The 25777-nt window shown below is 72.1% G+C and carries 22 protein-coding genes; 10 read left to right on the forward strand and 12 right to left on the reverse strand.

All coding sequences use genetic code 11. The features are described from left to right. The first annotated feature begins 344 nt into the window (after nucleotides 1-344). Together HHX37_RS17395 and HHX37_RS17400 are read left to right on the forward strand one after the other, a co-directional pair. Entirely contained in the window at nucleotides 345-1235 is an 891-nt protein-coding gene (locus HHX37_RS17395; protein WP_182886087.1) for an aldose 1-epimerase family protein, read from the forward strand. Beyond that, entirely contained in the window at nucleotides 1235-2248 is a 1014-nt protein-coding gene (locus HHX37_RS17400; RefSeq protein ID WP_182886088.1) for a phosphotransferase family protein, read from the forward strand. Before HHX37_RS17395 ends, HHX37_RS17400 begins: the two co-directional genes overlap by 1 nt. A gap of 91 nt (nucleotides 2249-2339) precedes the next feature. On the opposite strand, the gene HHX37_RS17405 is transcribed toward HHX37_RS17400, so the two are convergent. Beyond that, complete coding sequence (locus HHX37_RS17405) at nucleotides 2340-2507, reverse strand: hypothetical protein (RefSeq protein WP_165900698.1); 168 nt, start codon at nucleotides 2505-2507, stop codon at nucleotides 2340-2342. 171 nt (nucleotides 2508-2678) lie between these two features. Here HHX37_RS17405 and HHX37_RS17410 point away from each other — a divergent pair, with 171 nt between their 5' ends. Next, complete coding sequence (locus HHX37_RS17410) at nucleotides 2679-3929, forward strand: FAD-dependent oxidoreductase (RefSeq protein ID WP_182886089.1); 1251 nt, start codon at nucleotides 2679-2681, stop codon at nucleotides 3927-3929. 11 nt (nucleotides 3930-3940) lie between these two features. Next, nucleotides 3941-5275 (forward strand): class II 3-deoxy-7-phosphoheptulonate synthase, encoded by a 1335-nt coding sequence (locus HHX37_RS17415; protein WP_396700325.1) that lies wholly within the window; start codon nucleotides 3941-3943, stop codon nucleotides 5273-5275. A 105-nt stretch (nucleotides 5276-5380) separates the two neighbouring features. On the opposite strand, the gene trxA is transcribed toward HHX37_RS17415, so the two are convergent. Then, nucleotides 5381-5746 (reverse strand): thioredoxin, encoded by a 366-nt coding sequence (gene trxA, locus HHX37_RS17420; RefSeq protein ID WP_111701033.1) that lies wholly within the window; start codon nucleotides 5744-5746, stop codon nucleotides 5381-5383. A gap of 127 nt (nucleotides 5747-5873) precedes the next feature. On the opposite strand from trxA, the gene ctaD reads away from it, so the two are divergent. Next, nucleotides 5874-7559: a cytochrome c oxidase subunit I gene (gene ctaD, locus HHX37_RS17425; protein ID WP_182886090.1), complete on the forward strand. Its 1686-nt coding sequence runs from the start codon at nucleotides 5874-5876 to the stop codon at nucleotides 7557-7559. A 101-nt stretch (nucleotides 7560-7660) separates the two neighbouring features. Here the strand turns inward: ctaD and HHX37_RS17430 are convergent, their stop codons facing one another. The 3 genes from HHX37_RS17430 to HHX37_RS17440 form a co-directional block, all read right to left on the reverse strand. Further along, a complete protein-coding gene (locus HHX37_RS17430; RefSeq protein ID WP_182886091.1) occupies nucleotides 7661-10159 on the reverse strand; it encodes an ExeM/NucH family extracellular endonuclease in 2499 nt (832 codons plus the stop codon). 252 nt (nucleotides 10160-10411) lie between these two features. Further along, nucleotides 10412-11344, reverse strand: coding sequence for a universal stress protein (locus tag HHX37_RS17435; protein ID WP_182886092.1), 933 nt, complete (start codon nucleotides 11342-11344; stop codon nucleotides 10412-10414). A gap of 92 nt (nucleotides 11345-11436) precedes the next feature. Further along, entirely contained in the window at nucleotides 11437-11907 is a 471-nt protein-coding gene (locus tag HHX37_RS17440; RefSeq protein ID WP_111701037.1) for a universal stress protein, read from the reverse strand. A 453-nt stretch (nucleotides 11908-12360) separates the two neighbouring features. On the opposite strand from HHX37_RS17440, the gene HHX37_RS17445 reads away from it, so the two are divergent. Next, nucleotides 12361-13077, forward strand: coding sequence for a permease prefix domain 1-containing protein (locus tag HHX37_RS17445; RefSeq protein WP_182886093.1), 717 nt, complete (start codon nucleotides 12361-12363; stop codon nucleotides 13075-13077). On the opposite strand, the gene HHX37_RS17450 is transcribed toward HHX37_RS17445, so the two are convergent. Beyond that, nucleotides 13037-13360: a helix-turn-helix transcriptional regulator gene (locus HHX37_RS17450; RefSeq protein ID WP_182875297.1), complete on the reverse strand. Its 324-nt coding sequence runs from the start codon at nucleotides 13358-13360 to the stop codon at nucleotides 13037-13039. The two genes, HHX37_RS17445 and HHX37_RS17450, sit on opposite strands and share 41 nt — an antisense overlap. Nucleotides 13361-13448: 88 nt before the next feature. On the opposite strand from HHX37_RS17450, the gene HHX37_RS17455 reads away from it, so the two are divergent. From HHX37_RS17455 to cydC, 4 genes are read left to right on the forward strand one after another with little or no spacing between them, the layout of a single operon-like run. Then, complete coding sequence (locus HHX37_RS17455) at nucleotides 13449-14633, forward strand: cytochrome ubiquinol oxidase subunit I (protein ID WP_182886094.1); 1185 nt, start codon at nucleotides 13449-13451, stop codon at nucleotides 14631-14633. 10 nt (nucleotides 14634-14643) lie between these two features. Then, a complete protein-coding gene (locus HHX37_RS17460) occupies nucleotides 14644-15381 on the forward strand; it encodes a cytochrome d ubiquinol oxidase subunit II (RefSeq protein ID WP_182886095.1) in 738 nt (245 codons plus the stop codon). A gap of 11 nt (nucleotides 15382-15392) precedes the next feature. Next, the gene (gene cydD / locus HHX37_RS17465; protein ID WP_182886096.1) at nucleotides 15393-17270 is read left to right on the forward strand and encodes a thiol reductant ABC exporter subunit CydD; all 1878 of its coding nucleotides are present in this window, start codon (nucleotides 15393-15395) and stop codon (nucleotides 17268-17270) included. Further along, nucleotides 17267-18994 carry a thiol reductant ABC exporter subunit CydC gene (gene cydC, locus HHX37_RS17470; protein WP_182886097.1) on the forward strand — a complete coding sequence of 576 codons (1728 nt, stop codon included), beginning with the start codon at nucleotides 17267-17269 and terminating at the stop codon, nucleotides 18992-18994. Before cydD ends, cydC begins: the two co-directional genes overlap by 4 nt. A 59-nt stretch (nucleotides 18995-19053) precedes the next feature. Here the strand turns inward: cydC and HHX37_RS17475 are convergent, their stop codons facing one another. From HHX37_RS17475 to HHX37_RS17500, 6 genes are all read right to left on the reverse strand, one after another. Next, nucleotides 19054-20361 carry a S1C family serine protease gene (locus tag HHX37_RS17475; protein WP_182880607.1) on the reverse strand — a complete coding sequence of 436 codons (1308 nt, stop codon included), beginning with the start codon at nucleotides 20359-20361 and terminating at the stop codon, nucleotides 19054-19056. Nucleotides 20362-20518: 157 nt separating this feature from the next. After that, the gene (locus tag HHX37_RS17480; protein ID WP_182886098.1) at nucleotides 20519-22054 is read right to left on the reverse strand and encodes an acyl-CoA synthetase; all 1536 of its coding nucleotides are present in this window, start codon (nucleotides 22052-22054) and stop codon (nucleotides 20519-20521) included. Nucleotides 22055-22114: 60 nt separating this feature from the next. Beyond that, on the reverse strand, nucleotides 22115-23254 hold the full coding sequence (locus tag HHX37_RS17485) for a Fic family protein (protein WP_182886099.1): 1140 nt from the start codon (nucleotides 23252-23254) through the stop codon (nucleotides 22115-22117). 67 nt (nucleotides 23255-23321) lie between these two features. Continuing rightward, the gene (locus HHX37_RS17490) at nucleotides 23322-24155 is read right to left on the reverse strand and encodes a MetQ/NlpA family ABC transporter substrate-binding protein (RefSeq protein ID WP_182886100.1); all 834 of its coding nucleotides are present in this window, start codon (nucleotides 24153-24155) and stop codon (nucleotides 23322-23324) included. A gap of 22 nt (nucleotides 24156-24177) precedes the next feature. Next, nucleotides 24178-24819, reverse strand: a complete 642-nt coding sequence (locus HHX37_RS17495; RefSeq protein WP_138461220.1) for a methionine ABC transporter permease — start codon at nucleotides 24817-24819, stop codon at nucleotides 24178-24180. A gap of 11 nt (nucleotides 24820-24830) precedes the next feature. Continuing rightward, nucleotides 24831-25775 (reverse strand): methionine ABC transporter ATP-binding protein, encoded by a 945-nt coding sequence (locus HHX37_RS17500; RefSeq protein ID WP_182886101.1) that lies wholly within the window; start codon nucleotides 25773-25775, stop codon nucleotides 24831-24833. Nucleotides 25776-25777 lie beyond the last annotated feature (2 nt).

Consider the following 25777-nt stretch of genomic DNA (forward strand, 5'->3'; position numbering starts at 1 on the left):
GCACGCCCGCGTGTCCCGCGCCCGCCCGCGGGCCCTCGCCCGGCGAGGGACGGCGACACGTGCCGTGAGCGGCTGAAACTTTCAGCGTGGTCAGGTGGGCGGTTTCCCATGCACGTGCAGCGGGACGCCGTTGAACGGCAAATTCAAAGCCGTTATACCGATCTACACCACAATCCCGGAATAAGTTGACGCGTTCGTCGGAAAGACTTAGCTTTACCTCCGGTGGGAGCGCTCCCACTCATCCCCCACCCCGCTTGGATCAAGGGCGATGAGCTGGGATAAAGTCCCTGCACACCGGCAGATGACCCGTTTCTTGACCTCGCGTCAGCGAAAGGACTCCCCCCGTGCCTGATTACACGATCACCGGCGGCGGCTACCAGGCCACGATCAGCGAGCGGGGCGGCGCGCTCCGGGTGCTGCGTCACGGAGACCGCGACCTGGTGACGAGCTGGCCGGAGGGCGGGCCGGTCCCCTACTACAGCGGCACGATGCTCGCTCCCTGGCCGAACCGGGTGGTCGGGGCCGAGTACGCCTTCGACGGACGGTGTCACCACCTGCCGGTGAACGAGCCCGACCGCGGTCACGCCCTGCACGGCCTGGTCTCCGACCGCGACTGGGAGTGCGCGGAACTGCTCGTGGTGGAGGACCACCACGGCCACGTCCGGCTGACGTACATCGTGGAGCCGGTCGAGGGCTATCCCCACAGGATCGCCCTGGAGGTGCGGCACGCGCTCTCCGAGGAGGGCCTGTCCACCACCCTGACCGCGCAGAACGTCGGCGAGAACGCCGCGCCGTACGGCTGCGGGCCGCACCCCTGGCTGCTCGCCGGGCCGGACGTGACCACGTACGAGCTGGAGCTTCCGGCCGGCCGGGTGCTGCTCACCGACGAACTGCTCGCCCCCACCGACCTGGTCGACGTGGCGGGCACGCCCTACGACTTCAGGGCCCCCCGTGTCATCGGGGAGACCGCCGTCGACCACGCCTTCACCGGCGTGGCGGACGGCCGGGTGCGCGTGCGCGGCCCGCAGGGCGGGGTGGACCTGACCTGGGACCCGGCGGTCATGCCGTGGGTGCAGATCTGCACCGGTACGGGGCTCGGCCACCAGGGGCTGGCCGTGGAGCCCATGACCTGCCCGCCCGACGCGTTCAACTCGGGCACCGATCTGATCGTCCTGCAGCCGGGGGACAAGCACGAGGCCACGTGGACCATCGCGGCCGTCAACGAGGAAGGCTGATGGACAGCAGGACCAAGAGACGACTGTCCCCCGCGCAGCTCGGCGAGATCGCCCGTGACGCGCTGGGCTGCGGGCTGACCTCTTCGGAAGAGCTCACCGACGGCTTCGCCAACGCCGTGTGGCGGCTCGGGCTGGACGACGGGCGCCAGGTGGTGCTCAAGGTGGGGCCGCCGCCGGACCTCCGGATGCTGACCTACGAACGGCACCTGCTGCGCACCGAGGCGATGGTCTACCACCTGGCCAAGCCCGCGGGGCTGCCGATGCCCGACCTGCTGCGCGCCTCGTTCGACGACCCGGCGCTCGGCGGCGACTACCTCGTCCTGTCCGCCCTCGACGGCACCTCGTGGAGCGACACCCCTCTCGGCCCGGCGGAGGAGAACGCGGTCCGGTTCGAGCTGGGCCGCCATCTCGCCCGGCTGCACGCGATCCCGGGCACCGGCGTCTTCGGCTACCCGTACGCGGGGCTGACCGGCCGGACGTGGCGGGACGCGTTCCTCGTCATGATGGGCGCGGTGCTGGACGACGCCGTCCACTACAACACCCGGCTCCCCGCGACGATCGTGGAGATCGCCGGGCTCGTCCACAAGAACACGCACGTCCTCGACGAGGTGGTCGCCCCGGCGCTGGTCCACTTCGACGTGTGGCCCGGCAACGTGTTCCTCGACGGCGACCGGCGCATCCAGGCGGTCATCGACTTCGAGAGGGCCTTCTGGGGCGATCCCCTGGCCGACTTCGTCACTCCCACCCTGTTCGGCGAGTTACGCGAGGACGACCCGCTGCTCGTCGGCTACCGGGCGGAGGGCGGTGAAGCGGACCTCGGCGACGGAGCCCGGATCCGGCTCGCCCTCTACCGGGTCTACCTCTACCTGATCATGCTCGTGGAGGACGGCCCCCGGCAGTACCCGGAGGAGTCCTACGGCCGCATCCGCGACCTGTCCACCCGATCACTCGCGAGCTGCCTCGACACCCTGAGGGCCGGCCTGCGACAGCACGGGCCACACGCCCGCGTCTGAACCGGGCTCCCGCCCGGCCCGTCACACCGTCCGACGGGCACGCCACACCCCCGTGACCACCCAGGGTCACGGGGGTGTGGTCCGTTCCGGGTCAGGCGTCCAGCACGAGGGACTGCGAGCCGCAGCCGGTGCCGGTGTGCGGTTCGGCGTCGCCGGTCGCCGCGACGGCCGCGGGGGCGCCGACGGTCACCGAGGCCACGAAGGCCAGGACCATCGCTCCGGCCGCGACACGCGGCGCGCGGGGGACACGAGCAATCACGACGACTCCTCACAGCCGACTCTACTGATCACAAAATAGCGCGCCGTGGTCCGCTCCGGTAGGCCCGCTTCCCCTCACACCTCCCCCGCTCCCAGCGGGTCACCATCTGGTGGCCTGCCGGGTATGGAGTCACCGAGCCGCTCGTGCGACAATCTCAACGGGTGATGAATTATGGACACGACATGTGTGATCGCGGGCGGCGGGCCCGCGGGGGCCGTGCTCGGGCTGCTGCTGGCCCGTGCGGGCGTCGACGTCACGCTCCTGGAGAAACACGCGGACTTCCTGCGCGACTTCCGCGGCGACACGATCCATCCCTCCACCCTTCAGGTGCTGCACGAGATCGGGCTGGCCGAGGCGTTCCACCGGCTGCCGCACTTCGAGGCGCACACCATGTCCCTGGAGACCGACGAGGGCCGGGTGCGCATCGCCGATCTGAGCAGGCTGCCCGGCAGGTACAAGTACATCGCCTTCGTCCCGCAGTGGGACTTCCTCGACCTCGTGACCGGCGAGGCGCGCCGTTACCCCAACTTCCGCCTGCTGATGAACGCCACGGTCACCGACCTCGTACGGGACGACGGCGCCGTCCGGGGGGTGCGCTACCGCGACGAGCACGGCGCGGAGCACGAGATCCGGGCCACGCTGACGGTGGCGGCGGACGGCCGGAACTCCGTCCTGCGGCAGGCGGCCGGTCTCGCGCCCCGGCGGTTCGGGGCTCCGATGGACGTCGTCTGGTTCCGGCTGCCGCGCGAGGCCGGCGATCCGGGGCAGCCGTTCCTGCGGGCGTCGGCCGGCGAGCTCATGGTCGCCATCGTGAGGGAGACGCACTGGCAGCTCGCCTACGTCATCCCCAAGGGCGGCTTCGAGGCGCTGCGGGCGCAGGGGGTCGCGGAACTGCGCGACCGGGTGCGGCGGCTGCTGCCCTTCCTGGGCGGCCGGGTGGACGAACTGCGCTCCATCGACGAGGCCGGCGTGCTGCGCGTCGAGGTGAACCGGATCTCCCGCTGGCACCTGCCCGGGCTGCTGCTGATCGGCGACGCGGCCCACGCGATGTCGCCGATCTTCGGCGTCGGGATCAACCTCGCGGTGCAGGACGCCGTCGCGACGGCCAACATCGTCGGACCGGCCCTGCTGCACGGACGGGCGCCGTCGGCGCTGCTGGCGAGGGTGCAGCGCCGCCGCCGGATACCCACGGTCGTCGTCCAGACCGCGCAGCGGGTGGTGCAGGACCGGTTCGTCCGGCCCGCCCTCGCCTCCCGTTCCGTACGGACGATTCCCGATCTCACCCGCGTGCCGGTGGTCCGCTCGCTGCTGCCCAGATTCATCGGCCTCGGCGTGCTTCCCGAGCACGTCCGTCTTCCGCCACGAGTGAAAGGATCTCAGCAGATGGACAAGGAGGGGGCCACAGGGGACGCGGTGCAATAACCTTGGTGTCCGTGAGCGCATCGAACCTCGACACCTGGCGTGACCTGTCCGCGGCCCAGCAGCCCGACTGGCCCGACCGCGGTGAGCTCGACAAGGTCGTCGCGGAGCTGGCCGGCCTGCCTCCGCTGGTCTTCGCGGGCGAGTGCGACCAGCTCAAGGACAGCATGGCCGCGGTCGCCCGCGGCGAGGCGTTCGTCCTGCAGGGCGGCGACTGCGCCGAGACCTTCGCGGGCGCCACGGCCGAGAACGTGCGCAACAAGCTCAAGACGCTGTTGCAGATGGCGATCGTGCTGACCTACGCCGGCCGCGTCCCGGTCGTCAAGATCGGCCGGCTGGCGGGCCAGTTCGCCAAGCCGCGCTCCAAGCCCACCGAGGTGCGCGACGGCGTCGAGCTGCCCGCCTACCGGGGTGACATGGTCAACGGGTTCGACTTCACCCCCGAGGCCCGCCGCCCCGACCCGAACCGGCTGCTGCGCGCCTACCACTCCTCGGCCGTCACGCTGAACCTCGCGCGGGCCTTCACCAAGGGCGGGTACGCCGACCTCCGCCAGGTGCACGCGTGGAACCAGGACTTCGTCGCCGAGTCCCCGGCCGGGCGGCGCTACGAGCAGCTCGCGCGGGAGATCGACCAGGCGCTCGCGTTCATGCGGGCCTGCGGGGCCGACCCCGAGGAGTTCCACACCGTCGAGTTCTACTCCTCCCACGAGTCCCTGATCCTCGACTACGACCGGGCGCTCACCCGGATCGACTCGCGTACGGGCCTGCCGTACGACGTGTCGGCGCACATGGTGTGGATCGGTGAGCGCACCCGGCAGCTCGACGGGGCGCACGTGGAGTTCTTCAGCCGCATCCGCAACCCGATCGGCGTGAAGCTCGGCCCGACGACCACGCCGGAAGAGGCCATCGCGCTCATCGACAAGCTCAACCCGGACAACGAGCCGGGGCGGCTCACCTTCATCACGCGGATGGGCGCAGGGAAGGTGCGCGACGCGCTGCCGACGCTCGTCGAGAAGGTCAACGCGAGCGGCGCGACCGTGGCCTGGGTGTGCGACCCCATGCACGGCAACACGTTCGAGGCGCCGAGCGGCCACAAGACCCGCCGGCTCGACGACGTGCTCGACGAGGTCGCGGGCTTCTTCGAGGTCCACCACGCCCTCGGCACGCACCCCGGCGGCATCCACATCGAGTTCACCGGCGACGACGTGACCGAGTGCGTCGGCGGCGGGCACGCGATCGTGGAGGAGGACCTGGCGCTGCGGTACGAGACGGCCTGCGACCCCCGCCTCAACCGCGGTCAGTCGCTCGACCTCGCCTTCCGCGTCGCGGAGCTCTACCGCTCCAGCTGAAGTCCGGAGCTGACGTCCGGCTGAGACCGGCACCGTCGCCCCGGCCGGTCCACGTCCGGGGTGACGGGAGGGCCGGGCCGACACGGCCCGGCGCGGCCCGGCGCCTCAGCCGTTCTTGGCCTCCGCCTCGATCTGGGCACGGATGGAGTCCATGTCCAGCGCGCGGAGCTGACTGATCAGGTCCTCGAGCGCCGGCTTGGGAAGCGCGCCCGGCTGCGCGAACACCACGATGCCGTCCCGGATCGCCATGATCGTGGGGATCGCGGTGATCTCGAACCCCTCCGACAGGCCCGGCTGCGCCTCAGTGTCGATCTTGCCGAACGTGATGTCCGCGTGCTCTTCCGACGCCTTTTCGAAGATCGGCGCGAACGATCGGCAGGGGCCACACCAGGACGCCCAGAAATCGAGCAGTACGATGCCGTTGTCGGCGATGTCGTTGAAGTTCTTCTCGGTCACCTCGACGGTTGCCATGGGCGACTCCTTTCAGTCGGTCTTCAGCGGGCATAACCAGCCGGACGATTCAAGCATTCCATTCGCAGTGAGCCTCATGTCACCGGGCAGGAGACCCCCTTGAGCTGACGTCCGAAGGAGCAGGCGGATGACGACCCACGCCGTACGGCCGAGTGATCTGGTGCCTCACCGGGGCCCCGGCGCCCGTCTCACCTCGTGGCTGTCGACCACCGACCACAAGGTCATCGGCAACCTGTACATGGTCACCGCGTTCTGCTTCTTCCTGGTCGGCGGCATCGAGGCGATGATCATCCGCGCGGAGCTCCTCGAGCCGGGGATGCAGTTCGTCACCCTGCAGCAGTACAACATGATGTTCACGCTGCACGGCAGCGTCATGCTGCTGCTGTTCGCCACCCCGCTGTTCGCCGGGTTCGCGAATGCGATCATGCCGCTGCAGATCGGCGCTCCGGACGTGGCGTTCCCCCGGCTGAACATGGCGAGCTACTGGCTGTTCCTGTTCGGCGGGCTGATGGTGGTGGGGTCGTCGCTGGCGGGCGGGGCGCCGACCTTCGGGTGGACGGCCTACACGCCGCTGTCGACCGCGCCCTTCACCCCGCAGCTCGGCGGAGACCTGTGGATCATGGGGCTGGCGCTGTCCGGCCTCGGGACGATCCTCGGCTCGGTCAACTTCATCACGACGATCATGTGCATGCGCGCGCCGGGCATGACCATGTTCCGGATGCCGATCTTCACGTGGAACGTCTTCTTCACCTCGATCCTCGTCCTGCTCGCCTTTCCGGTGCTCGCCGCCGCGCTGCTGGCGCTGGAGATCGACCGCAAGCTCGGCGCGCACATCTACGACCCGCAGACGGGCGGCCCGCTGCTCTGGCAGCACCTGTTCTGGTTCTTCGGCCACCCCGAGGTCTACATCATCGCGCTCCCGTTCTTCGGCATCATCACCGAGGTGATCCCGGTGTTCAGCCGCAAGCCGCTGTTCGGGTACGTCGGGATGGTCGGCGCGACGATCGCGATCACGGCGTTGTCGGTGACCGTGTGGGCCCACCACATGTTCGCCACCGGCCGCGTGCTGCTGCCGTTCTTCGCGCTGATGACGTTCCTGATCGCCGTGCCGACCGGGGTGAAGTTCTTCAACTGGACGGGCACGATGTGGCGGGGCCATCTCACGTTCGAGACGCCGATGCTGTGGGCGGTGGGGTTCCTCGTGACGTTCCTGCTCGGCGGGCTGACCGGGGTGATCCTGGCCTCTCCGCCGCTGGACTTCCACGTGACCGACACCTACTTCGTGGTCGCCCACTTCCATTACGTGGTGTTCGGCACGGTGGTGTTCGCCATGTTCTCCGGCTTCTACTTCTGGTGGCCCAAGTTCACCGGGCGGATGCTGAGCGAACGCCTCGGGAAGATCCACTTCTGGATGCTGTTCATCGGGTTCCACCTGACGTTCCTCATCCAGCACTGGCTCGGCGCGCAGGGCATGCCCCGGCGGTACGGCGACTACTCGGCCAACGACGGCTTCACCTGGATGCACCAGGTGTCGAGCGTCGGGGCGTTCCTGCTTGGGCTGTCGACCCTGCCGTTCATCTACAACCTCTTCTGGACCTGGCGGCACGGGGAGAGGGTCACGGTGGACGACCCGTGGGGGCACGCCAACTCGCTGGAGTGGGCCACCTCCTGCCCGCCGCCGCGGCACAACTTCGTGTCGATCCCGCCGATCCGGTCCGAGCGGCCCGCCTTCGACCTGCGCTACCCGAGGGTCGGCGGCAAGCCGGGCGAGCCGCCGGAGACCAAGCGGGACTTCGTCGATCCCAACGCGTGAGCCGCCCACTGCGCCGGGCCCGTCCTGGGGCGTCACAGGTCCCGCGGCGGCATGGAAAGGGGCCCCCGTCTCCGGGGGCCCCTTCCTTCACGTGCGGACCGTCAGCCCTTGCCGCCGGGCAGGTCCAGCCCGATGAGCAGCGGGTCGTGGTCGGAGGAGCGGAACGCGTCGGGCTGGTACAGCCCCGGCGGGTTGAACTCCGTGTTGTAGTCGAGAATGCGGGACTCGTCGGAGTTGACGTGCCAGATCGTCGCCCCGGTGACCCGGCTCGCAAGTTCGCCGCCGGCGAGGGCGTGGTCGAGCTCGCCCGACAGCCCGTCGAACAGGTAGCTGTAGCGCAGGGCCTCGGGGACGAACCTCTTGGTGAGGCTCACCAGCCCGCCCTGCTCCAGGGTGTGGATCGGGTCCTCCTCGCCGTAGGCGTTGAGGTCGCCGATCACCAGCGGGCTGGTCAGGTGCATGCTGTCGATCAGCCCGAGCACGGCCCTGGCCTGCCGCACCCGCTCGTCGTTGTAGCAGCCCTGGCCGTGTTCCTGGTCCGGGGCGGGAGCGTCCGTGTCGCAGCCCTTCGACTTGAAGTGGTTGACGACCAGCGTGAACGACGGCCCGCCGTACACGCGGCGGAACTCCTGGATGAGCGGCGGGCGGCGGAAGACGGGGTCGGTGGACGACCTGGCGGCGCCGACCGGGGTGACCCTGGCCGGCTTGTAGATCGCCGTCACATGGATGGCGTCGCCGCCCGGGTACGGGTGGGTGAGCGCCTTGTAGGTGCCGGCGCCGACCTTGGCGTTGAGCGCGTCCACGAGGGCCTGGACCGCGGTCTGCCCATTGTTCTCCACCTCCATGAGGCCGACGACGTCGGCGTCGAGGCCCTGGAGGGTGGCGACGATCTTCGCGAGCTGGCGCTGCTGCTCCACGACCGTGTTCGCGCCGCGGGAGCCGAGCGTGGTGAACCAGTTCAGCGTGTTCAGGCTGGCCACCCGTACCGTGCCGCCGACCGCCTGGGGGGTGCCGAGGCGCGGGTTGGTGCGGGCGAAGCGGATCTCGGTGGTGGGCTGCAGGCGGTACACGTCGAAGCCGTAGGTCAGGACTCCGGTGACGCCGTACGCGGTGTCGCCCAGGCGGGGGACGCCCCGCGTCCCGACGTACGGGATGGTGGCGGGGTTCTGCACCGTCGAGCCGTCGTCGATCAGCAGGGAGCGGCGCGCGTCGAGCGCGGGGTCCACGCCGTTCCGGTCGGTCGGCTGGAAGAGGCGGCCTCCGGCCGCGACGGTCACCTCGCCGTACCGGCCGAGGTTGTAGTGGTCGGTGAGGGTCAGCGGCTCGGGGAACGTCACGAGCATGTTCTCCAGCGGCTCGAAGGTCGTGCCCGCGGCCCTCGGCAGGGCGGTGTCGGCGGGCTTGACGCTTCCGGTGCCGCAGACGTCGACGGCGGTGACCGGCGAAAGCTCGGTCAGGCCGTTGAACTCGGCCACCCGGCCGGTGACGAGCACCCGGTCACCGACCTTGACGTCCTTGAAGGATTCGCGGGCGAACGCGAACAGGCCGTCGGAGGTCGCGGGGTCGGCGTCGGGCGTCGGGTCCTGGAAGTAGAACCCGCTGAGCTGGTCGGTGCGCTGGAAGTCGCCGGTCACGACGCCTTCGACCCGGACCGTCTGCCCGACGAGCGGGGAGGCCGTCCCGCTGCCCTGCACCTCGGCGATCTGCCGGTCCGGCGACACGCCGCAGGGATCCCCGGTGGGCGTGGACGACGGCGACGCGGACGGCGTGGCCGAGGGAGAGGCAGAGGGTGAGACGGAGGGAGAGACGGAGGGCGACGGCGTGACCGAAGGGGACTCCGACGGAGTCGCCGAGGGGGTCGCCGACGGCGACGGCGCGCCACACGGGGCCGGCGCCGTGGCCGTGTTGCGCGGGGCGGGCGCGCCCGAGGCGAAGTCGGCGGCGTTGTCGTCGGTGTCGGCGCAGCCGCCGCCGGCCCGCAGCGCGGCCGTGGCGTTGCTCAGCGTGGGAGCCGCCGCCGTGCCCTCGAAGTAGTTGGCGTTGCCGTATCCGACGAGGTCCGCGATCTGCGCGGTCTGCTCGGGCGTGCAGGGGATGGAGCCGCCGTTGCACGCGAGGCCCGTGGCCGAGCGGACCAGGGCGACCTTCCCGGCCGTGCCGCTCAGCGTGAGCGTGCCCACGGTGTCGGGCGCCGGGAGCGCGCCGCTCGGCGTCGTCCCGGCCGAAAGCTGGACCAGGTGATACTGCCCGGGGGCGAGCGAGCCCGACAGGTTCTGCTTCTGGGAGCCGAACGACCCGGTGCCGGTCGCGCTGGCGTACTGCAGCGACCAGCCGTCCAGGCTGACCGTGGCCGTGCCGCGGTTGAACAACTCGACGAAGTCGTTGGTGTAGGGGGCGCCGGTGTTGCCGCCGCCCCCGTACACCTGGCTGATCACGGCGGTGCCCGGCTCGGCCGAGGCGGGCACCGGGGAGATGGCGGTGGCGAGGACGGGCAACAGGCCGGCCGCGGCGAGCACGGCGACGGCCCGCCCGCGAACACGGCGGCGAAGGCCGCGACCACCGGGGTGGTCAGCGGCGCTGACTCGGGAGAGAGCACGCATGCCCCGGACTTTAAGGGCAAGCCCCCTCAACACCAGGACCAAATGGTGTCTTTAGTAAAACATTGGCTTAATTTGACGATCTGCGTACGGCACGGCAGTGCGCGTGCTGCCATTACGCGGCGCGACCGGTGCTGGATCGGTCCATCGGGCGGGCCCGGCCCCAACCGGCTCAGCCCACCGGCTCAGCTCCCTGCGCGCCCTCCGGCCGCACAGATCCGGTCGGATCGAAGCGGGCGGATCGGTGCGGGCGGGTCAGGGATGGACGACCGCCACCGGACAGGTGACGGCGTCGATCAGCGGCCGGGTGACCGACCCGAGCCTGGCGAGCGCGCCCTTCTCCCGGGTCGCGCCGACGACCAGCATGGTCGCGCCGGAGGAGGCGTCGGCCAGGACGTCCAGCACCGGGCCCGAGACGGGCTGGAGCGCCGTCCCCACCTGCGGATACCGCTCCCGCCACGGCCGTACGGCGGCCTCCAGAAGCTCGACCGCCTCCCGGCCGGGGACGTCGGACATCACCATGGGAGCCATGCCCGCGCTCCAGGCGGCGGCCGGGTAGCGCATGGCGTGCACCGCGATCACCGACAGCCCGCGCAGGGCGGCCTCGCGGTAGGCGAAGGCGAGGACGTGGTCGTCACCGCCCCCGACGCCCGCGACGATCGGGCCGGGGTGACGCGGGTGCGGCAGCGATCCCACGCCGCGCACCACGATCACGGGACAGTGCGCGTACGTGGCGACGTGCCCGGCGACGGAGCCCATCACGCGACGGGCCGCCCCGCTCAGGCCCCGCGAACCCACCACGACGAGATCGGCCGTCGCCGACAACGCGACGAGCCTCTCGGTGGCCTGGCCCTCGAACAGGTCCTCCCGCACGCGGACGCCGCTCGTGCACTGGCGCGCGCACTCGGCGCCGTGCCACAGCACGTGCTCGGCCGCGTGGTGCAGCGACTTGCGCGCCTCCTCGTCGCCCGGGGCGTACGGCGACTGCCAGGCGTGGCACACGGTGATGGGCGCCCGGCGGAACTCGGCTTCGTCCATCGCCCAGTCGAGCGCTTGCATGGCGAAGTCGGAGCCGTCGTACCCGACGACGATCCCCCGGCCGGTCTCCTCGCCGCTCTCCCGGCTGGTCCCCTGGCTGATCCGCCGGCCGATGTCCTGGCCGGTCCCCTGCCGCCTGTCAGCATCCATGTCCTCAGGCTGCCCCGGCGCCGTACGGCCGGGCAGGGCGGAAAGTCCCGAAACGGGGAGGACGTCCGGCCCCGGGCCGGATCAGCGGCGGATCAGGAGCGGCTACCGGCGAGCATCCCGGGACGGCGGTCGTGCTCCATTCCGGGCAGCACGACGACGACCGGGCACCTGGCCCGCAGCAGGCAGGCGGAGACGACGGGGTTGAGCACGGGGTAGGGCTCGGACTCGGCCTCGTGGGCGCCCAGCACCAGCAGGTCCGCGCCGTCCGTCGCGCGCAGCAGGACCTGGGCCGGAGGGCCCTCCACGACGACGGGCTCGACATGGCGCTCGCCGAGCTCGGCGACCGCCCGCCCGGCGATGTCCAGTGCGGCCCCCCGCTCCTCCTCCCGGGAGGTACGGCCCGCGATCGGCGCGTAGTGCGCGTGCAGCCCGCCCGTCCACTCCCAGGCGTACACCGCCTCCACCACCGCGCCGCGCAGCGAACCCTCGGCGGCGGCCCACCGAAGTGCGGCCTGCGACGCCATCGATCCGTTGATTCCCACCACGATCTTCGGCTGGTTCACGTCCCGCCTCGCTCTCCGCTCTCAGTCTCGCCCACCGGGGTTAACGGCATGTTGCCGTGGCGAAACGGTCAGAAGACAGGGGTCCACGAGCATCCTCGTACCCACAATGCCCCTCTGCCCCTCTCGTCCCATCGGGAACAGGCCATGTTTTGGAATGCGGCCCGGTCTGAGGACAGGGTATCGGTGGACCGGAGCGGTGCCGTTCCGCCGTTTTGCTCAGTCGAGAGCAACTCCTTTCCCGGCCGTTGCCGTGTCTCAAGAGGACCATGTCGGGGTGGGCCGGCGGCAGTGCCGTAGGGCTCGTGCCGGGGTGGCGCAGGTCCCCGCGTCCTGGGACCTTCGCCCAGGCCCACCGGCGGGCGAGCACGGCGGATGGGGTACGGGATCGGGGATCACCCTGATGCGCCCCGGCCCCCCGGACCGTACGCTGGCCCCTGGCCGGGGAGGGAGTCCATGGCGGGGGCGGGCGTGATCAACGAGTACGTCGCGGCGCTGGGGCGTGCGCTGCGCGGGCCGTCCGGCGTGCGGCGCGACCTGCTGGCCGAGGCGCGCGACGGCCTGCTGGACGCCGCCGAGGCCTACGAGTCCGGGGGCCTGCCGCGGGCCGAGGCCGAGCGGCGGGCCATCGCCGACTTCGGCACGGTGGACGAGATCGCGCCCGGTTTCCAGCGGGAGCTCGCGGTGAGCCAGGGCAGGCGGACCGCGGCGCTGCTGTTCCTGAGCGTGCCGCTGACCGCGTTCCTGTGGGCGGTGATCTGGCGGATCTTCCCCGAGACCGCGCGGATCGAGCAGGTCAAGCCGGGGTGGTTCGGCCTGCTGGCCAGGGCGGTGGACCTGCTGCAGCTCGGCGTGGGGGTCGTGGGCGGGCTCACCCTGCTCGCGCTCGGCCGCGGCCTGCGGCGGATCCGCCGCCCCGCGCTGGTCACCCGGCGGCTGGGGCTGTTCGTCTGGGTGCAGACGCCGCTGGTCGCGGCGATGGGCCTGACGCTGGCCGCGGCCGCCCGGGGCCCGGTGGGGTTCGGGAGCTATCTGCCGGGCCTGGCCGTGTCGGCCATCAGTTATCTCTTCGCCGGATCCGCCCTGTTCAGCGCGGCCCGCTGCCTGCGCTGCACGACGGCGGTCACCGCGCTCAGCGCAGCGGATCGAGAACGCTCCCTATCGCGCTGGTGAACGAGCGCCAGGCCGACCGCTCCCCCGCCAGCGCCTTACGCCCCGCGTCGGTGAGCCGGTAGGTCCGCCGCCTGCGCCCGCCGTCGGCGGCCCACTCCCCGGCGAGCAGCCCGGCCCGCTCCAGGCGCCGCAGCGCCGGGTAGACCGTCCCGGTCGGCACGTCGAGCGCGCCGCCGCTGCGCTCGCGCAGCGCCTCGATGATCGCGTAGCCGTGCAGCGGCTCGCGCTCCAGCACGGAGAGCAGCAGGGCGTCCATGTGGCCCCGGAGCGCGTCGGCGTTCACGATCGCAGCCTATCCAGGTTCGTCACGGCCCCAGTCTATATGTAGGCTGTCTATATGTAGGCTGCCTACACTTCCCCCTGGGAGAATCATGGATGTCGTCGATCTCGCCCGGCTGCAGTTCGCCGTGACGGGAAATCTACATTTCCTGTTCGTCGTGCTGACACTCGGACTGGCCCCCCTGGTGGCGATCATGCACACCCGCCTCGCCATCAGCGGGAATCCCCTGTACGAGCGGATGACCCGCTTCTGGGGACAGATCTACGTGATCAACTACGCGCTCGGCATCTTCACGGGCCTGGTGATGGAGTTCCAGTTCGGGCTGAACTGGAGTGGGCTGACGTCCTACGCGGGTGACGTGTTCGGCACGCCGCTCGCCCTGGAGACGCTGCTCGCCTTCTTCCTGGAGTCCACGTTCCTCGGATTGTGGATCTTCGGCTGGCACCGCCTGCCGCGCGGGCTCCACGTGGCGTGCATCTGGCTGGTGACGCTGACGGCGTACGCCTCGGCCCTGTTCATCATGGTCGCCAACTCGTTCCTGCAGCACCCGGCGGGCGCGGCCGAGGAGGGCGGGCGGCTGGTGCTGCGCGACTTCGGCGCGCTGTTCACCAATCCCAGCCTCGTCGCCGCCCTCCCCCACGTGCTGGGCGCGGGAGTGTGGGCGGGAGGCTCCGTCGTCATGGGCGCCAGCGCCTATCACCTGTTCCGGCGCACCGCCGAGCGGGAGTTCTTCACCCGCTCGCTGCGCATCGGCGTGCTCACCGCGTTCGTCGGCTCGTTCGTCACGGTCTGGTTTGGCTACACCCAGTTCGAACAGGTGCAACTCGTCCAGCCCGGCAAGTTCAAGGGCGTGATCCCGGCGCTGGGCATCAGCCTGATGATGGGCCTCGGCCAGCTGGTCCTGCTGGTCGTGTGGGCCGCGCTGCCGCTGCTGTTCCGCGACCGGCTGGTCCGCTGGCGCTGGACCCACCCGGTGCTGATGGTCATCGCCCCGGCCCCGTTCGGCCTGGTGATCGCCGGCTGGCTCACGCGCGAGGTGGGCCGCCAGCCCTGGCTGGTGTACGGCAAGCTCTCCGTGGCCGACGCCCTCACCCCCGGGCTGACCCCGGCGGCGATCACAGCCTCCTTCACCGCGTTCGCCGGCGTGCTCGGCCTGCTCGCCGTCGTGGACTGGGCCCTGATCATCCGCGCCGTACGGCGGGGCCCCGGGGAGGTCGCCCTCGGCGCTCCCGACCACTCCGCCGATCCCTCTCCCGCCCCCGCCCACTCGTTCTGAGGACCCCGCAATGGAGATTGTCTGGTTCGCGACGTTCGCCGTCCTGCTGGCCGGTTACTTCGCCCTGGAGGGCTTCGACATCGGGCTCGGCGTCCTGCTGCCCGTTCTGGGGCGCTCCCCCGCCGCCCGGGACCGCCTCGTCGGCGCGATGGCCCCGTTCGTGCTCGCCAACGAGGTGTGGCTGATCGCGCTCGCCGGAGTGCTGTTCGGTGCGTTTCCGGCGTTGGAGGGCCCGGTCCTGAGCAGCCTCTATCCCCTGGTCGCCGTCGTGCTGCTGGCCTGGATCGTGCGTGACGCGGGGCTGTGGTTCCGCCGCAGGGCCGGCGGCGCCCGCTGGCGGCTGGTGTGGGACGGCGCGGTGTGCGCGGGCTCCGCCGGGCTGGCCCTCGGCTGGGGAGCCGTGCTGACGGCCGTCGCACGCGGACTGCCCGCCTCGTCCCTCGACCCGCTCGGCCTCGCAGGAGGCGTCGCGCTGCTGGCGCTGCTCGCCTGGCACGGGCGGACGTTCGCGGCCTGGCGGCTCGACGGCGCGCGGGGCGGTTCGCTGCTGCTGTCGGCCTGCGCCGCCGCGCTTCCCGCGGTGCTGGTGGCGGCGGGGGCGGCCGGGCGGATGCTCGGCGACGCCGCCCCGGATCAGACACTGACGGTGCTGGGTGTCATGGTGGTGCCGTTCGTCCCGTTCCTCGTGGGCGCGCAAGTATGGGTGTGGCGCACCTTCTCGAAGGGCGCCCTGCCGACGTTCTTCTAGATGGGTGACCGGTGCACAAGGATCTCCTTCGGCTGGCCCGCGCCGAGCGGAGCGTCCGTCTCCACCTCGTCTGCTGCCTGGCGGCGGCGGTGGCGGCCGGGCTGCTCGTGCTCGTGCAGGCGGAACTGCTCGCCGGGGTGCTGTCGGGCCGCTTCGCCGTCGCCGCGCTGCTCCCCCTGGCGCTGGTGGTCGCGGCGCGCGGGCTGTTCGGCTGGGCACAGGGGGTTCTCGCGGGCCGCGCGGCCACCGCGCTGAAGTCGGCCCTGCGGCGGCTGCTGCTCGGACGCGTGCAGGATCTCGGGCCGTCGTACCGGTCGGGTGAGGTGGTCACGCTCGCGGGGCGGGGGCTCGACGCGCTCGATCCGTACCTGACCGGCTATCTCCCGTCGGCCGCCGTGGCCGGGGTCGTGCCGTTCGCGGTCGTGGTCCGGCTGTTCGCCGCCGATCTCGCCACGGCGGTGATCGTGGTGCTCACGCTGCCGCTGATCCCGGTGTTCGGGGCGCTCGTCGGGTGGACCACCAGGGCGGTGACCGAACGCCAGTGGCGCGCCCTGGCCCGCCTCGGCGGCCACTTCCTCGACGTGGTGCGCGGCCTGCCGACGCTGCGCGCCTTCGACCGGGCCCGTTACCAGGCGTCGGTGATCCGCGAGGTCGCCGAGGCGCACCGCGCCGCGACCATGCGCACGCTGCGGGTGGCCTTCCTGTCGTCGCTGGTGCTCGAACTCGTGGCGTCGCTGTCGCTCGCCCTGGTGGCGGTGCCCGTGGGCCTGCGGCTGCTGTCGGGCTCGCTCGACCTGCGCACGGCGCTGCTCGTGCTGCTGCTGGCGCCGGAGGCGTACCTGCCGCTGCGCGCGATGGGCACCCGGTTCCACGCCGCCATGGAGGGCGTCGCCGCCGCCGACGAGGCGTTCGCCGTGATCGCGCCCCCCGGACGGCCCGGCGAGACGGACGACACCGGCCGCGCAGCCGTACGGGAGGACGCGCCCGCCGGGGAGCCCCCGGTGACGGCGGAAGCCGCCGCGCCCGCGACGGAGACGCGTGCGGAGCACGCCGCGCCGGCCGCGACGAGACGGGCGAGGGGCACCGCTCCGCCCGGCGGGCCGGAGCCTCCCGAGATCCGGCTGGAGAACGTGACCGTGCGCTATCCGGGACGGGCCGAGGCCGCGCTCGACCGGGTCACGCTGGTCGTCGAGCCGGGTGAGCGGGTGGCGATCGCTGGCCCGAGCGGCGCGGGGAAGAGCACGCTGCTGCACCTGTTGCTCGGGTTCGTGACCCCCGACGAGGGACGGGTGATCGTCGGCGGGGAGGACCTCACGAGCCTCGACCTCGGCGAGTGGCGGCGGCGGCTCGCGTTCGTGCCGCAGCGCCCGCACCTGTTCGCGGACTCGGTGGCCCGAAACATCTCGCTCGGCTCGGCCGCCACGGCCGAGGAGATCCGGGCCGCCGCCGAGGCGGCCCAGGTGGCGGAGTTCGCCGAGTCCCTGCCCCAGGGGTACGACACCCCGCTCGGCGAGCGGGGGGCGAACCTGTCGGCGGGTCAGCGCCAGCGGGTCGCGCTGGCCAGGGCCTTCTGCCGCACCGGCACCGAGGTGCTGCTGCTGGACGAGCCCACGGCCCGGCTCGACGGCAGGAGCGAGGCGGCCGTCGTGGCGGCCACCCGAGGGCTGGCGCGGGGCCGTACGGCGATCATCGTCGCGCACCGCCCCGCGATGATCGAGCTGGCCGACCGGGTCGTCCGCCTCGACGGCGGCGCCCTCGTCGTCCCCGCCTCAGGGCCCGCGCCTGAGCCGGGCGAGCGCGAACCGCGCGACGAGGCCGCGCTCGCCCGCCCGCGCGCGAGACGCGGGGACGCGACGGAACCGGCGGAGCGACGCGGGGAGGCGGGATGAGCCGCACGAGGACGGACGGCCCGTCGCCGCTGTCGGTGGTCGCCGTCGCCGGGACCGGGCGGCGGCTGGTGCTCGCCGCGGTCGCCGGGTCGGCCGCCGACCTCGCGGGGGTGGCGCTCATCGCGTCGGCCGCCTGGCTGATCACCAGGGCCGCCGAGCAGCCGCCGCTGGCGGCCCTGTCGGTCGCCATCGTGGCGGTGCGGGCGTTCGCCACCACCCGGGGGGTGTTCCGCTACGGTGAGCGGCTGGCCGGGCACGACGTCGCGCTGCGCGCCCAGGCCGGCACCCGGGAGCGCCTCTACCGGGCGCTGATCCCCGCCGGGCCGCTGCCGCAGCGCGGCGCCGACCTGCTCAGCCGCATGGTGGACGACACCGACGCCGTGCAGGACCTGCTCGTGCGCTGCCTGCTCCCGGCCGTCGCCGCCCTGGTCACCGGGCTCACCGCCGTCGTGATCGCGGGCTTCCTGCTGCCGGTCGCCGCGCCGGTGCTCGCCGCCGGTCTGCTCGCCGCCGGACTGGCCCTGCCGGCCGGCACGGCCGCCGCCGCGCGCCGCTGGTCGGCGCGGATCGCCCCGGCCCGCGCCGACCTCGCCGCCCGGGTGGCCGACCTGGTGCACGGCGCGGCCGACCTCGCCGCGTACGGCGCGCGGGACGAGGCCCTGTCGGCCGCGATGGACGCCGACGGGCGTCTCTCCCGCCTCGAACGGGGACAGGCCCGGATCAACGCCGCGGCGCTCGGGATCGGCGTGCTGGCCCAGGGGCTGACCGTCGCGGCGGTGGTCTGGGTGGCCCAGGGCGCCGGACTGGACCGGGTCGCGACGGCGGTACTCGCCCTGACCTCGCTGGTGGCCTTCGAGCCCGCGCTCGCGCTGGGCGCCGCGGGCGAGCGGTTCGCGGCGGTGCTCGCGGCGTTGCGCAGACTGCGGGAGACGGCCGCCACTCCCCCGGCGGTCCGCGAGCCGGACGAGCCGGCGCCGCCGCCGGAGCCGCCGCTGACGGTCGAGGTGGAGGACCTGGTGGTGCGGCACGGCGGGCGCGAGCCCGCGCTGAACGGCGTGAGCCTGACGCTGACGCCGGGCCGCCGGGTCGCGGTGGTCGGGCCGAGCGGCGCCGGGAAGAGCACGCTGCTGTCCGCGCTGATGCGCACGGTGGAGATCGAGTCGGGGGCGATCCGCCTCAACGGAACGGATGTGCGCCGCCTGTCGTCCGACGACGTGCGGGCGCGCGTCACCGGCCTCACCCAGGACCCGTACGTGTTCCAGGCCTCGTTCACGGACAACCTGCGCCTCGCCGGGCCGAGCGCCTCCACCGGCGAGATCGAGGCGGCCGTACGCCGGGCCCGCCTGGACGCGTGGGCGGGCCGCACCGGGTGGGACACGGTGCTCGGCGAGGACGGACGCACGGTCTCCGGCGGCCAGCTTCAGCGGCTCGCGCTGGCCCGGGCCCTGCTGTACGACCCGCCCGTGCTGCTGCTGGACGAACCGGCCGAGGCGCTGGACGAGGAGACGGCCGACCTGCTCACGGCCGACCTGCTGGACGCCACCAGGGGCCGCACGACGCTGCTGGTCACCCACCGGCTGCGCGGCCTGGAGCAGGTCGACGAGATCGTGGTGCTGGAGGGCGGCCGGGTCACCCAGCGCGGCACCCACGCCGACCTCGTCGGCGCGCCCGGCTACTACCGGGACCTGTGGGAGTCGGAGGCGCTGACCCGGCGCCGCGCCTGAACGCCGATCGCCGGCGGGCCATCCCCCCGGAGGCCCGCCGGCGACGATCGTGGACGCCGTCAGTTCGTCGGCGAGTTCTCGGCGAGCGTGGCGGTGATGGTGTTCTCCTTGCCGTCGCGGGTGAAGGTGACGGTCACCTTGTCGCCGGGACGGGAGCTCCGGATGATGCCGAGGACGGCCTCGGCGCTGTCCACCAGCTTGTCGTTGATCTTGGTGATCAGGTCGCCCTCCTTGAGGCCGGCCTTCTCCGCGGGGCCGCCCGCCGTGATCGAGCTGACCACCGCACCCGGCGCGCCGCCGACCGAGTCGGCCACGCTCACGCCGAAGAACGCGTGGGTCGCCTTGCCCGTCTTGATCAGCTGTTCGGAGACCAGCTTCGCGGTGTTGATGGGGATCGCGAAGCCGACGCCGATGTTGCCGGAGCTGGAGCCCGAGGTGGCGATCGCGGTGTTGACGCCGACGACCTCGCCGGCCGCGTTGACCAGCGCGCCGCCCGAGTTGCCGGGGTTGATGGCGGCGTCCGTCTGGATCATGCCGCCGATCGTCGTGCCCTGGCTCTGCTGCTGCTGTTCCTGCTGTCCCATCCCCCAGGGGAACTGCGGCTGCTGCTGCTCCTCGGGGCTCTCGGTCAGCGTGCGGTCGAGCGCGCTCACGATGCCGGAGGTGACCGATCCCTCCAGGCCGAGCGGGCTGCCGATCGCGAGCACCGCGTCGCCGACCTGGAGCCTGTCGCTGTCGCCGAGCGAGGCCGGGGTGAGCCCGGAGACGCCCTGCGCCTGGATGACCGCGAGGTCGGTGGTGGGGTCGGTGCCCTTGACGACGGCGTCCGCCGTCTTGCCGTCGCTGAACTTGACCCTGACCGTGCCGCCGCCCGCTCCGCCGGCCGTCACCACGTGGTTGTTGGTCAGGATCAGGCCGTCGGCGGACAGGATGACACCCGAACCCTCGCCGCCGCCCGCGGAGGTCTTCACCTCGATCGACACGACCGAGGGCATGATCGCCTTGGCCACCGCCGCGATGGTGTTGCCGGAGGAGTTGGAGACCCCCTTGACCACCGGACTCGCGATCACAGGCCGGTCGCCGTTCACGCCGTTGGCGACGAGGGCCCCGGTGACCCCGCCGCCCAGCGCCACGGCCACAAGGGCGAGGCCCGCGCCCGCCTTCTGGCGAGCGGTCAACGTGCCCTTCCGCACCGGAGGCGCCGGGAACTGTGCCGTGTCATAAGGACCGCTCCCGTGCGAGCCGTACGCCTGGTAGGCCCCGGTGTACTGCCCGTGCTGCGGCGGAGTGCTGCCGAACTGGCTCCAGCCGTGGCTGGGAAGCACATCGGTGTTCTCGTTGCCGGGAACGTGCTCAGGTGAGCTCATCGCCATCCCCCTCAATGGATCCGCCGGTCATCCCGGCTCTCCGCCGGTACAGGTAATACGATGACGCATAGGCGATAAGGTCACGTTAAGCGATCAGCGACGGGGTTCCCCGAGCGCCCTACGCGTACTTTATGCGAGGCCGCCGGATGCTCACGGCTCAGGCCGTACGCTGCCGGTACTCGTCCCTGAGCAGCCGTTTGTAGAGCTTGCCGCTGGCCTGGCGGGGCAGTTCGCCGCGGAAGTCGACCGACTTCGGGCACTTGTAGTGCGCCAGGCGCTCCCGGCAGTAGGCGATGAGCTCCGCCTCCAGGGCCGGACCGGCCTCCGCCGGGTCGAGCGGCTGCACGACGGCCTTCACCTGCTCGCCCATCTCCGGATCCGGCACCCCGAAGACGGCCACGTCGGCCACCTTGGGATGCACCGCCAGCACGTTCTCCGCCTCCTGCGGATAGATGTTCACACCGCCGGAGATGATCATGTAGGAGCGCCGGTCGGTGAGGTAGAGGAAGCCGTCCTCGTCCACGTACCCGATGTCGCCCAGGGTGGTCCAGCCGCGGCCCTTGGGGTCCCGCGCCGACGCGGTCTTCTCCGGGTCGCCGTGATACTCGAACTGCGGCCCCTTGGAGAAATAGACGGTGCCGCGCTCGCCCGGCGGCAGTTCGTCGCCGTCCTCGTCGCAGACGTGGGGGATCCCGAGCAGCGGGCGGCCGACCGTGCCCCGGTGCGCGAGCCAGTCCTCCGGCGAGGCGTACAGGAAGCAGTTGCCCTCCGTCCCCGCGTAGTACTCGTGGATGATCGGGCCCCACCACTCCATCATCCGCTCCTTGACCTCGACGGGGCAGGGCGCGGCGGAGTGGACCGCGCAGCGCAGCGACGACAGGTCGTAGCGCTCGCGCACCTCCCGCGGCAGCTTGAGCATCTTGACGAACATGGTGGGCACCCACTGCGCGTGGGTGACCCGGTGCCGCTCGACGAGCGCCAGCGCCTCCTCCGGGTCGAACCGCTCCATCACGACGACGGTCGCGCCGAGGCGCAGGAAGGTCAGGCAGTACCGCAGCGGGGCGGCGTGGTAGAGCGGCGCGGGCGACAGGTACACGCTGTCGGCCGCCGGCGCGAACAGGCGCTCGACCAGCCGGAGCAGGACTCCGGGCGCGTCCAGCGGCGCCAGGCTGATCGGCGGTTTCACCCCCTTGGGCCGGCCCGTCGTGCCGGAGGAGTACAGCATGTCGATGCCCTGGCACTCGTCCTCGACCGGCGTCGCGGGCTGCCCGGCCACGGCCTCCTCGTACGACGCGAAGCCCGGGGCGACGCCGTCGAGCATGAGCCGCACCTCGACGCGGGGCGTGGCCTCGGTGACGGCGCTCGCGACCTCGGCGAGCCGCGCCGAGGAGATGAAGACCCGCGCCCCGCAGTTGTCGACGATGTACGACAGCTCGTCGGCCTGGAGGCGGGAGTTGATGGCCGTGTAGTACAGCCCGGAACGGTGCGCGGCCCACGCGATCACCAGGAAGAGCGGATGGTTCTCCAGCATGAAGGCGAGGTGGTCGCCGGGGCGCAGGCCGGCGGCCCGCAGCAGGTGCGCCAGGCGGTTGGACTCCTCGTCGAGCTCCCGATAGGTGATCACCCGGCCGGAGCCCGCCATGATCACTGCCGGTTTGTCCGGCGCCGTCGCCGCCATCGCCCCAGGGTGCATGACCGAAAGTTACTCGGTCCGCCACCGGCGCGGTAGGCGCGAGTTCCCGATGGTGCCCGCTCAGCGCTCCAGCGTCCGGTAGGGGTCGCGCAGCGGCCTGGCCCGCTCGGCGTACGCGGCCTTGATCTCCGTCATCTTCGGCCCCGGGGAGTAGAAGCGGCCCTTCGTCTCGCCGTACGGCTGGAGCCATCCGGTGGCCGCCAGTTCACGCAGGTCGCGGGCGGCCTGGCCCTGGCTCAGCCCCTCGTCGGCCTGGTACATCCCACGGCGCAGCCGCCGGGAGACGAACACCTGGTAGAGCGCCGAGACCGTGCGCGGGTGCAGGCCCTGCTCCCCGGTCCGCTCCTCCAGCAGCATCCACACCTCGCCCGCCTCCGCGAGCCGGCGCCCCACCCGCTGTGCCTGCATGTGGTGGCAGCGCAGCACGAACCGCACCCACGAAAGGGTGTCACCGTGCGGGCTCCACCGGCCGCGTCCAACCAGGCCGAGCACGTCGTAGTAGTCGTAGGTGGTGCGGCCCTCGCCCAGCCACTCCTCGATCGAGGCGAACTCCGGCGTGGTGATCTGGTCGCGGCCGAGCACGAGCGTCTGCAGCGCCCGCGACATGCGCCCGTTGCCGTCCCGCCAAGGGTGGATCTTGACGAGGTTGAGGTGGGCCATCGCTCCGCGCACGTAGCCGGCGGCGTCGAGATCGCCCTCGTTGAGCCACTCGACCAGTTCCGCGAGCAGGCCGGGCACCTGCTCGTGGTCCGGGCCCTCGTAGACCACCTCGCCGGTGGCCGAGTCCCGCACGTAGATCCCTCCGGGCCGGACCGTGCCCGGGGTCTTGTTCACGTGGTGGCCGATCATCATGAAGTTCAGCGCGTGCAGCAGGCCGGCGTCGTAGCGGAAGGCCCATGCCCGCGAGAGGGCGCCGATGTAGGTGAGCGCCTGCTGGTACCCGGAGATCTCGCGGGCGACGGCGGCCGGCGTCTCCAGGGGGTCCTCCCCCGACATGATCGACTCGATGTCCTCGACGCTGGCGTGGTAGCCCTCGATGGAGTTCGACCCTTGGATCGCCCGCGCCTGCAACTGCCGCCGCAGCAGGCCGTCCCAGCGGTGCGCCTCGGCCAGCCGGTATTTCAGGTCGCGCCGCATCTCCTCGATCTCGGCGAGCACCTTCTCGTCCGCGGCCTCCAGCGCCGGTGTGCCGTACAACATGGGGCCATGACAGCACGAACGAATCATCCAGTCAAGCGACTGGATGATTCGTCCATTTATGTGCGCATCAGGCCACGGAGACGACCGAGCCCTTGAACGTCTCCTCGATGTACTTCTTCACCTCGGGCCCGGTCAGCAGCCCGACCAGCGTCTTCACCCGCGGGTCGCTCTCGTGCCCCTGCGCGACCACCAGGCCGTTGGCGTACGGGTTGCCCTCGGCCTTCTCCAGCACCAGCGCGTCGGAGGACGGGTCGAGGTCGGCCTCCAGGGCGTAGTTGCCGTTGATCACGGCGGCGTCCACGTCGTCGAGCGAGCGCGGGAGCTGCGCGGCCTCCAGCGGGCGGAAGGTCAGGTTCTTCGGGTTGCCGGCCACGTCGCGCTCGGTCGCGGCGGTGCCCGCGCCGTCCTTCAGCGTGACCACGCCGTTGTCGGCGAGCAGCTTGAGCGCCCGGCCGAGGTTGGTGGCGTCGTTGGGCACCGCGACCGTGCCGCCCTGCGGCAGCGAGGCGAGGTCCTTGACCTTCCGCGAATACAGGCCGAGCGGCTCCAGGTGCACCGGGGCGACGAAGCTCAGCTTGGTGCCCTTGGACGCGTTGAAGTCGTACAGGTAGGGCTTGTGCTGGAAGTAGTTGGCGTCGAGCCGGCCGTCCTGGAGCTGCAGGTTGGGCTGGACGTAGTCGCTGAACTCGACGAGCTCCAGCTTCAGCCCCTTGGCGGCGGCCAGGTTGTCGGCCACGTACTTCAGGATCTGCGCGTGCGGCACCGGGCTCACGCCGACCTTCAGCGGGGCGTCCGCCGCCGCCGAGCCGGTGGCGGTCGCCGTGCCCGGCGACGAGGATCCGCAGGCGGACAGCACGAGCGCGACCACGGCGGCGATGACGAGGCCGAGCGTTCTACGCATGGGAAAGGACTCCTTCTATGGGTTAACGGTGGGAAAGCCGGCGGGCGACGGCGTCGCCGAGGGTCTGCGCGAGCTGCACCACGACGACCAGGACGACCACGGTGACGACCATGAGCGTGGTCTCGAACCGCTGGTATCCGTAGCGGACGGCGAGGTCGCCGAGGCCACCGCCGCCGATAACTCCGGCCATCGCGGAGTAGGAGATGAGGGTGACCACGGTGACGGTCAGCCCGGCGACCAGGCCGGGCAGCGCCTCGGGCAGCAGGACCCGCGTCACGATCGTCACCCGGCCCGCCCCCATCGCCTCGGCCGCCTGCACGACGTCGCGGCCCACCTCGCGCAGCGCCGTCTCGACCAGCCGGGCGAAGAAGGGCGCCGCGCCGATCGTGAGCGGGACCACCGCTGCGGTGGTCCCGATCGTCGTGCCGGTGAGCACGCGCGTCAGCGGAATGACCGCGATCATGAGGACGATGAACGGCAGTGACCGCCCGACGTTGACGACCAGGCCGAGCACGCGCCGCACGGCGGGGGCGGGGAACAGCCCGCCGCGGTCCGTCCCGGCGAGGCAGACGCCGAGCGGGAGCCCGAACAGCACGGTGAACAGCGTGGACCAGCCCACCATCACGGCGGTCTGCCCGGTGGCCTCCCACAGCAGGGGGCTCATCTCCGACCAGGTCACGCGGCCTCCTCGACCAGCAGGCCGCGCTCACGCAGGCCGGCGAGGGCGGCCGCCGCACCGGCTCCGGTGATCCGCAGCCGCAGCCGGCCCGCCGGAGCCCCCGCCACCTGCTCAACCGAGCCGCCCACGACGGCGACGTCCACGTCGTACGTGCGCGCGAGACGCGACAGCAGGGTCTCGTCCGCGGCGAGGGCGACCGTCACGGTGCCGGGCTCGGCGGGCGGCAGCGGGAACAGCTCGGCCGCCAGCCTCGATCCGGGGGTGGCGAGCAGGCCGGGAAGGGAGCCCGCCTCCGCGATCCGCCCGTCACTCATGATCGCCGCGGAGTCGCAGACGGCCTTGATGACGTCCATCTCATGGGTGATGAGCAGGATCGTCAGCCCCAGCTCCCGGTTGAGCCGCCGGAGCAGGGCCAGGATCGACTGGGTCGTGGCGGGGTCGAGCGCGGAGGTGGCCTCGTCCGACAGCAGCACGGACGGCTCGCCCGCGAGCGCCCGTGCGATGCCGACCCGCTGCTTCTGCCCGCCGGACAGCTGCGCGGGGTAGGCCGCCGCGCGGTCCGCCAGGCCCACGAGGTCGAGCAGCTCCGCGACCCGCCGGGCCCGGGCGGCCCGGCCGACGCCCATGACCTCCAGCGGGAAGGCCACGTTGCCCGCCACCGTGCGCGACGACAGCAGCGCGAAGTGCTGGTGGATCATGCCGATGCGCTGCCGGGCGCGGCGCAGATCGGCCGCGCCGAGGGTGGTCAGCTCGCGTCCGTCGACGGTCACCACGCCCTCGTCGGGGCGTTCGAGCAGGTTGACGCAGCGCAGCAGGGTGCTCTTGCCGGCGCCGCTGCGTCCGAGCACGCCGAAGACCTTTCCCCTGCCGACGTGCAGGTCGACGCCGTCGAGCGCGACGACGTCGCCGTAGGCCTTGCGCAGGCCGGTAACCGTGATCACTT

This window comes from Microbispora sp. H10885 (genome assembly GCF_014161415.1).
GTDB classification, from domain to species: domain Bacteria; phylum Actinomycetota; class Actinomycetes; order Streptosporangiales; family Streptosporangiaceae; genus Microbispora; species Microbispora triticiradicis.

Excerpts from the sequence above, each read along its gene's own strand:
- HHX37_RS17400 (WP_182886088.1), top strand. The coding sequence starts at position 1,235 with ATGGACAGCAGGACCAAGAGACGACTGTCCCCCGCGCAGCTCGGCGAG.
- HHX37_RS17410 (WP_182886089.1), top strand. The coding sequence starts at position 2,679 with ATGGACACGACATGTGTGATCGCGGGCGGCGGGCCCGCGGGGGCCGTG.
- trxA (WP_111701033.1), bottom strand. The coding sequence starts at position 5,746 with ATGGCAACCGTCGAGGTGACCGAGAAGAACTTCAACGACATCGCCGAC.
- ctaD (WP_182886090.1), top strand. The coding sequence starts at position 5,874 with ATGACGACCCACGCCGTACGGCCGAGTGATCTGGTGCCTCACCGGGGC.
- HHX37_RS17430 (WP_182886091.1), bottom strand. The coding sequence starts at position 10,159 with ATGCGTGCTCTCTCCCGAGTCAGCGCCGCTGACCACCCCGGTGGTCGC.
- HHX37_RS17435 (WP_182886092.1), bottom strand. The coding sequence starts at position 11,344 with ATGGATGCTGACAGGCGGCAGGGGACCGGCCAGGACATCGGCCGGCGG.
- HHX37_RS17445 (WP_182886093.1), top strand. The coding sequence starts at position 12,361 with ATGGCGGGGGCGGGCGTGATCAACGAGTACGTCGCGGCGCTGGGGCGT.
- HHX37_RS17455 (WP_182886094.1), top strand. The coding sequence starts at position 13,449 with ATGGATGTCGTCGATCTCGCCCGGCTGCAGTTCGCCGTGACGGGAAAT.
- HHX37_RS17460 (WP_182886095.1), top strand. The coding sequence starts at position 14,644 with ATGGAGATTGTCTGGTTCGCGACGTTCGCCGTCCTGCTGGCCGGTTAC.
- cydC (WP_182886097.1), top strand. The coding sequence starts at position 17,267 with ATGAGCCGCACGAGGACGGACGGCCCGTCGCCGCTGTCGGTGGTCGCC.
- HHX37_RS17475 (WP_182880607.1), bottom strand. The coding sequence starts at position 20,361 with ATGAGCTCACCTGAGCACGTTCCCGGCAACGAGAACACCGATGTGCTT.
- HHX37_RS17480 (WP_182886098.1), bottom strand. The coding sequence starts at position 22,054 with ATGCACCCTGGGGCGATGGCGGCGACGGCGCCGGACAAACCGGCAGTG.
- HHX37_RS17485 (WP_182886099.1), bottom strand. The coding sequence starts at position 23,254 with ATGTTGTACGGCACACCGGCGCTGGAGGCCGCGGACGAGAAGGTGCTC.
- HHX37_RS17490 (WP_182886100.1), bottom strand. The coding sequence starts at position 24,155 with ATGCGTAGAACGCTCGGCCTCGTCATCGCCGCCGTGGTCGCGCTCGTG.
- HHX37_RS17495 (WP_138461220.1), bottom strand. The coding sequence starts at position 24,819 with ATGAGCCCCCTGCTGTGGGAGGCCACCGGGCAGACCGCCGTGATGGTG.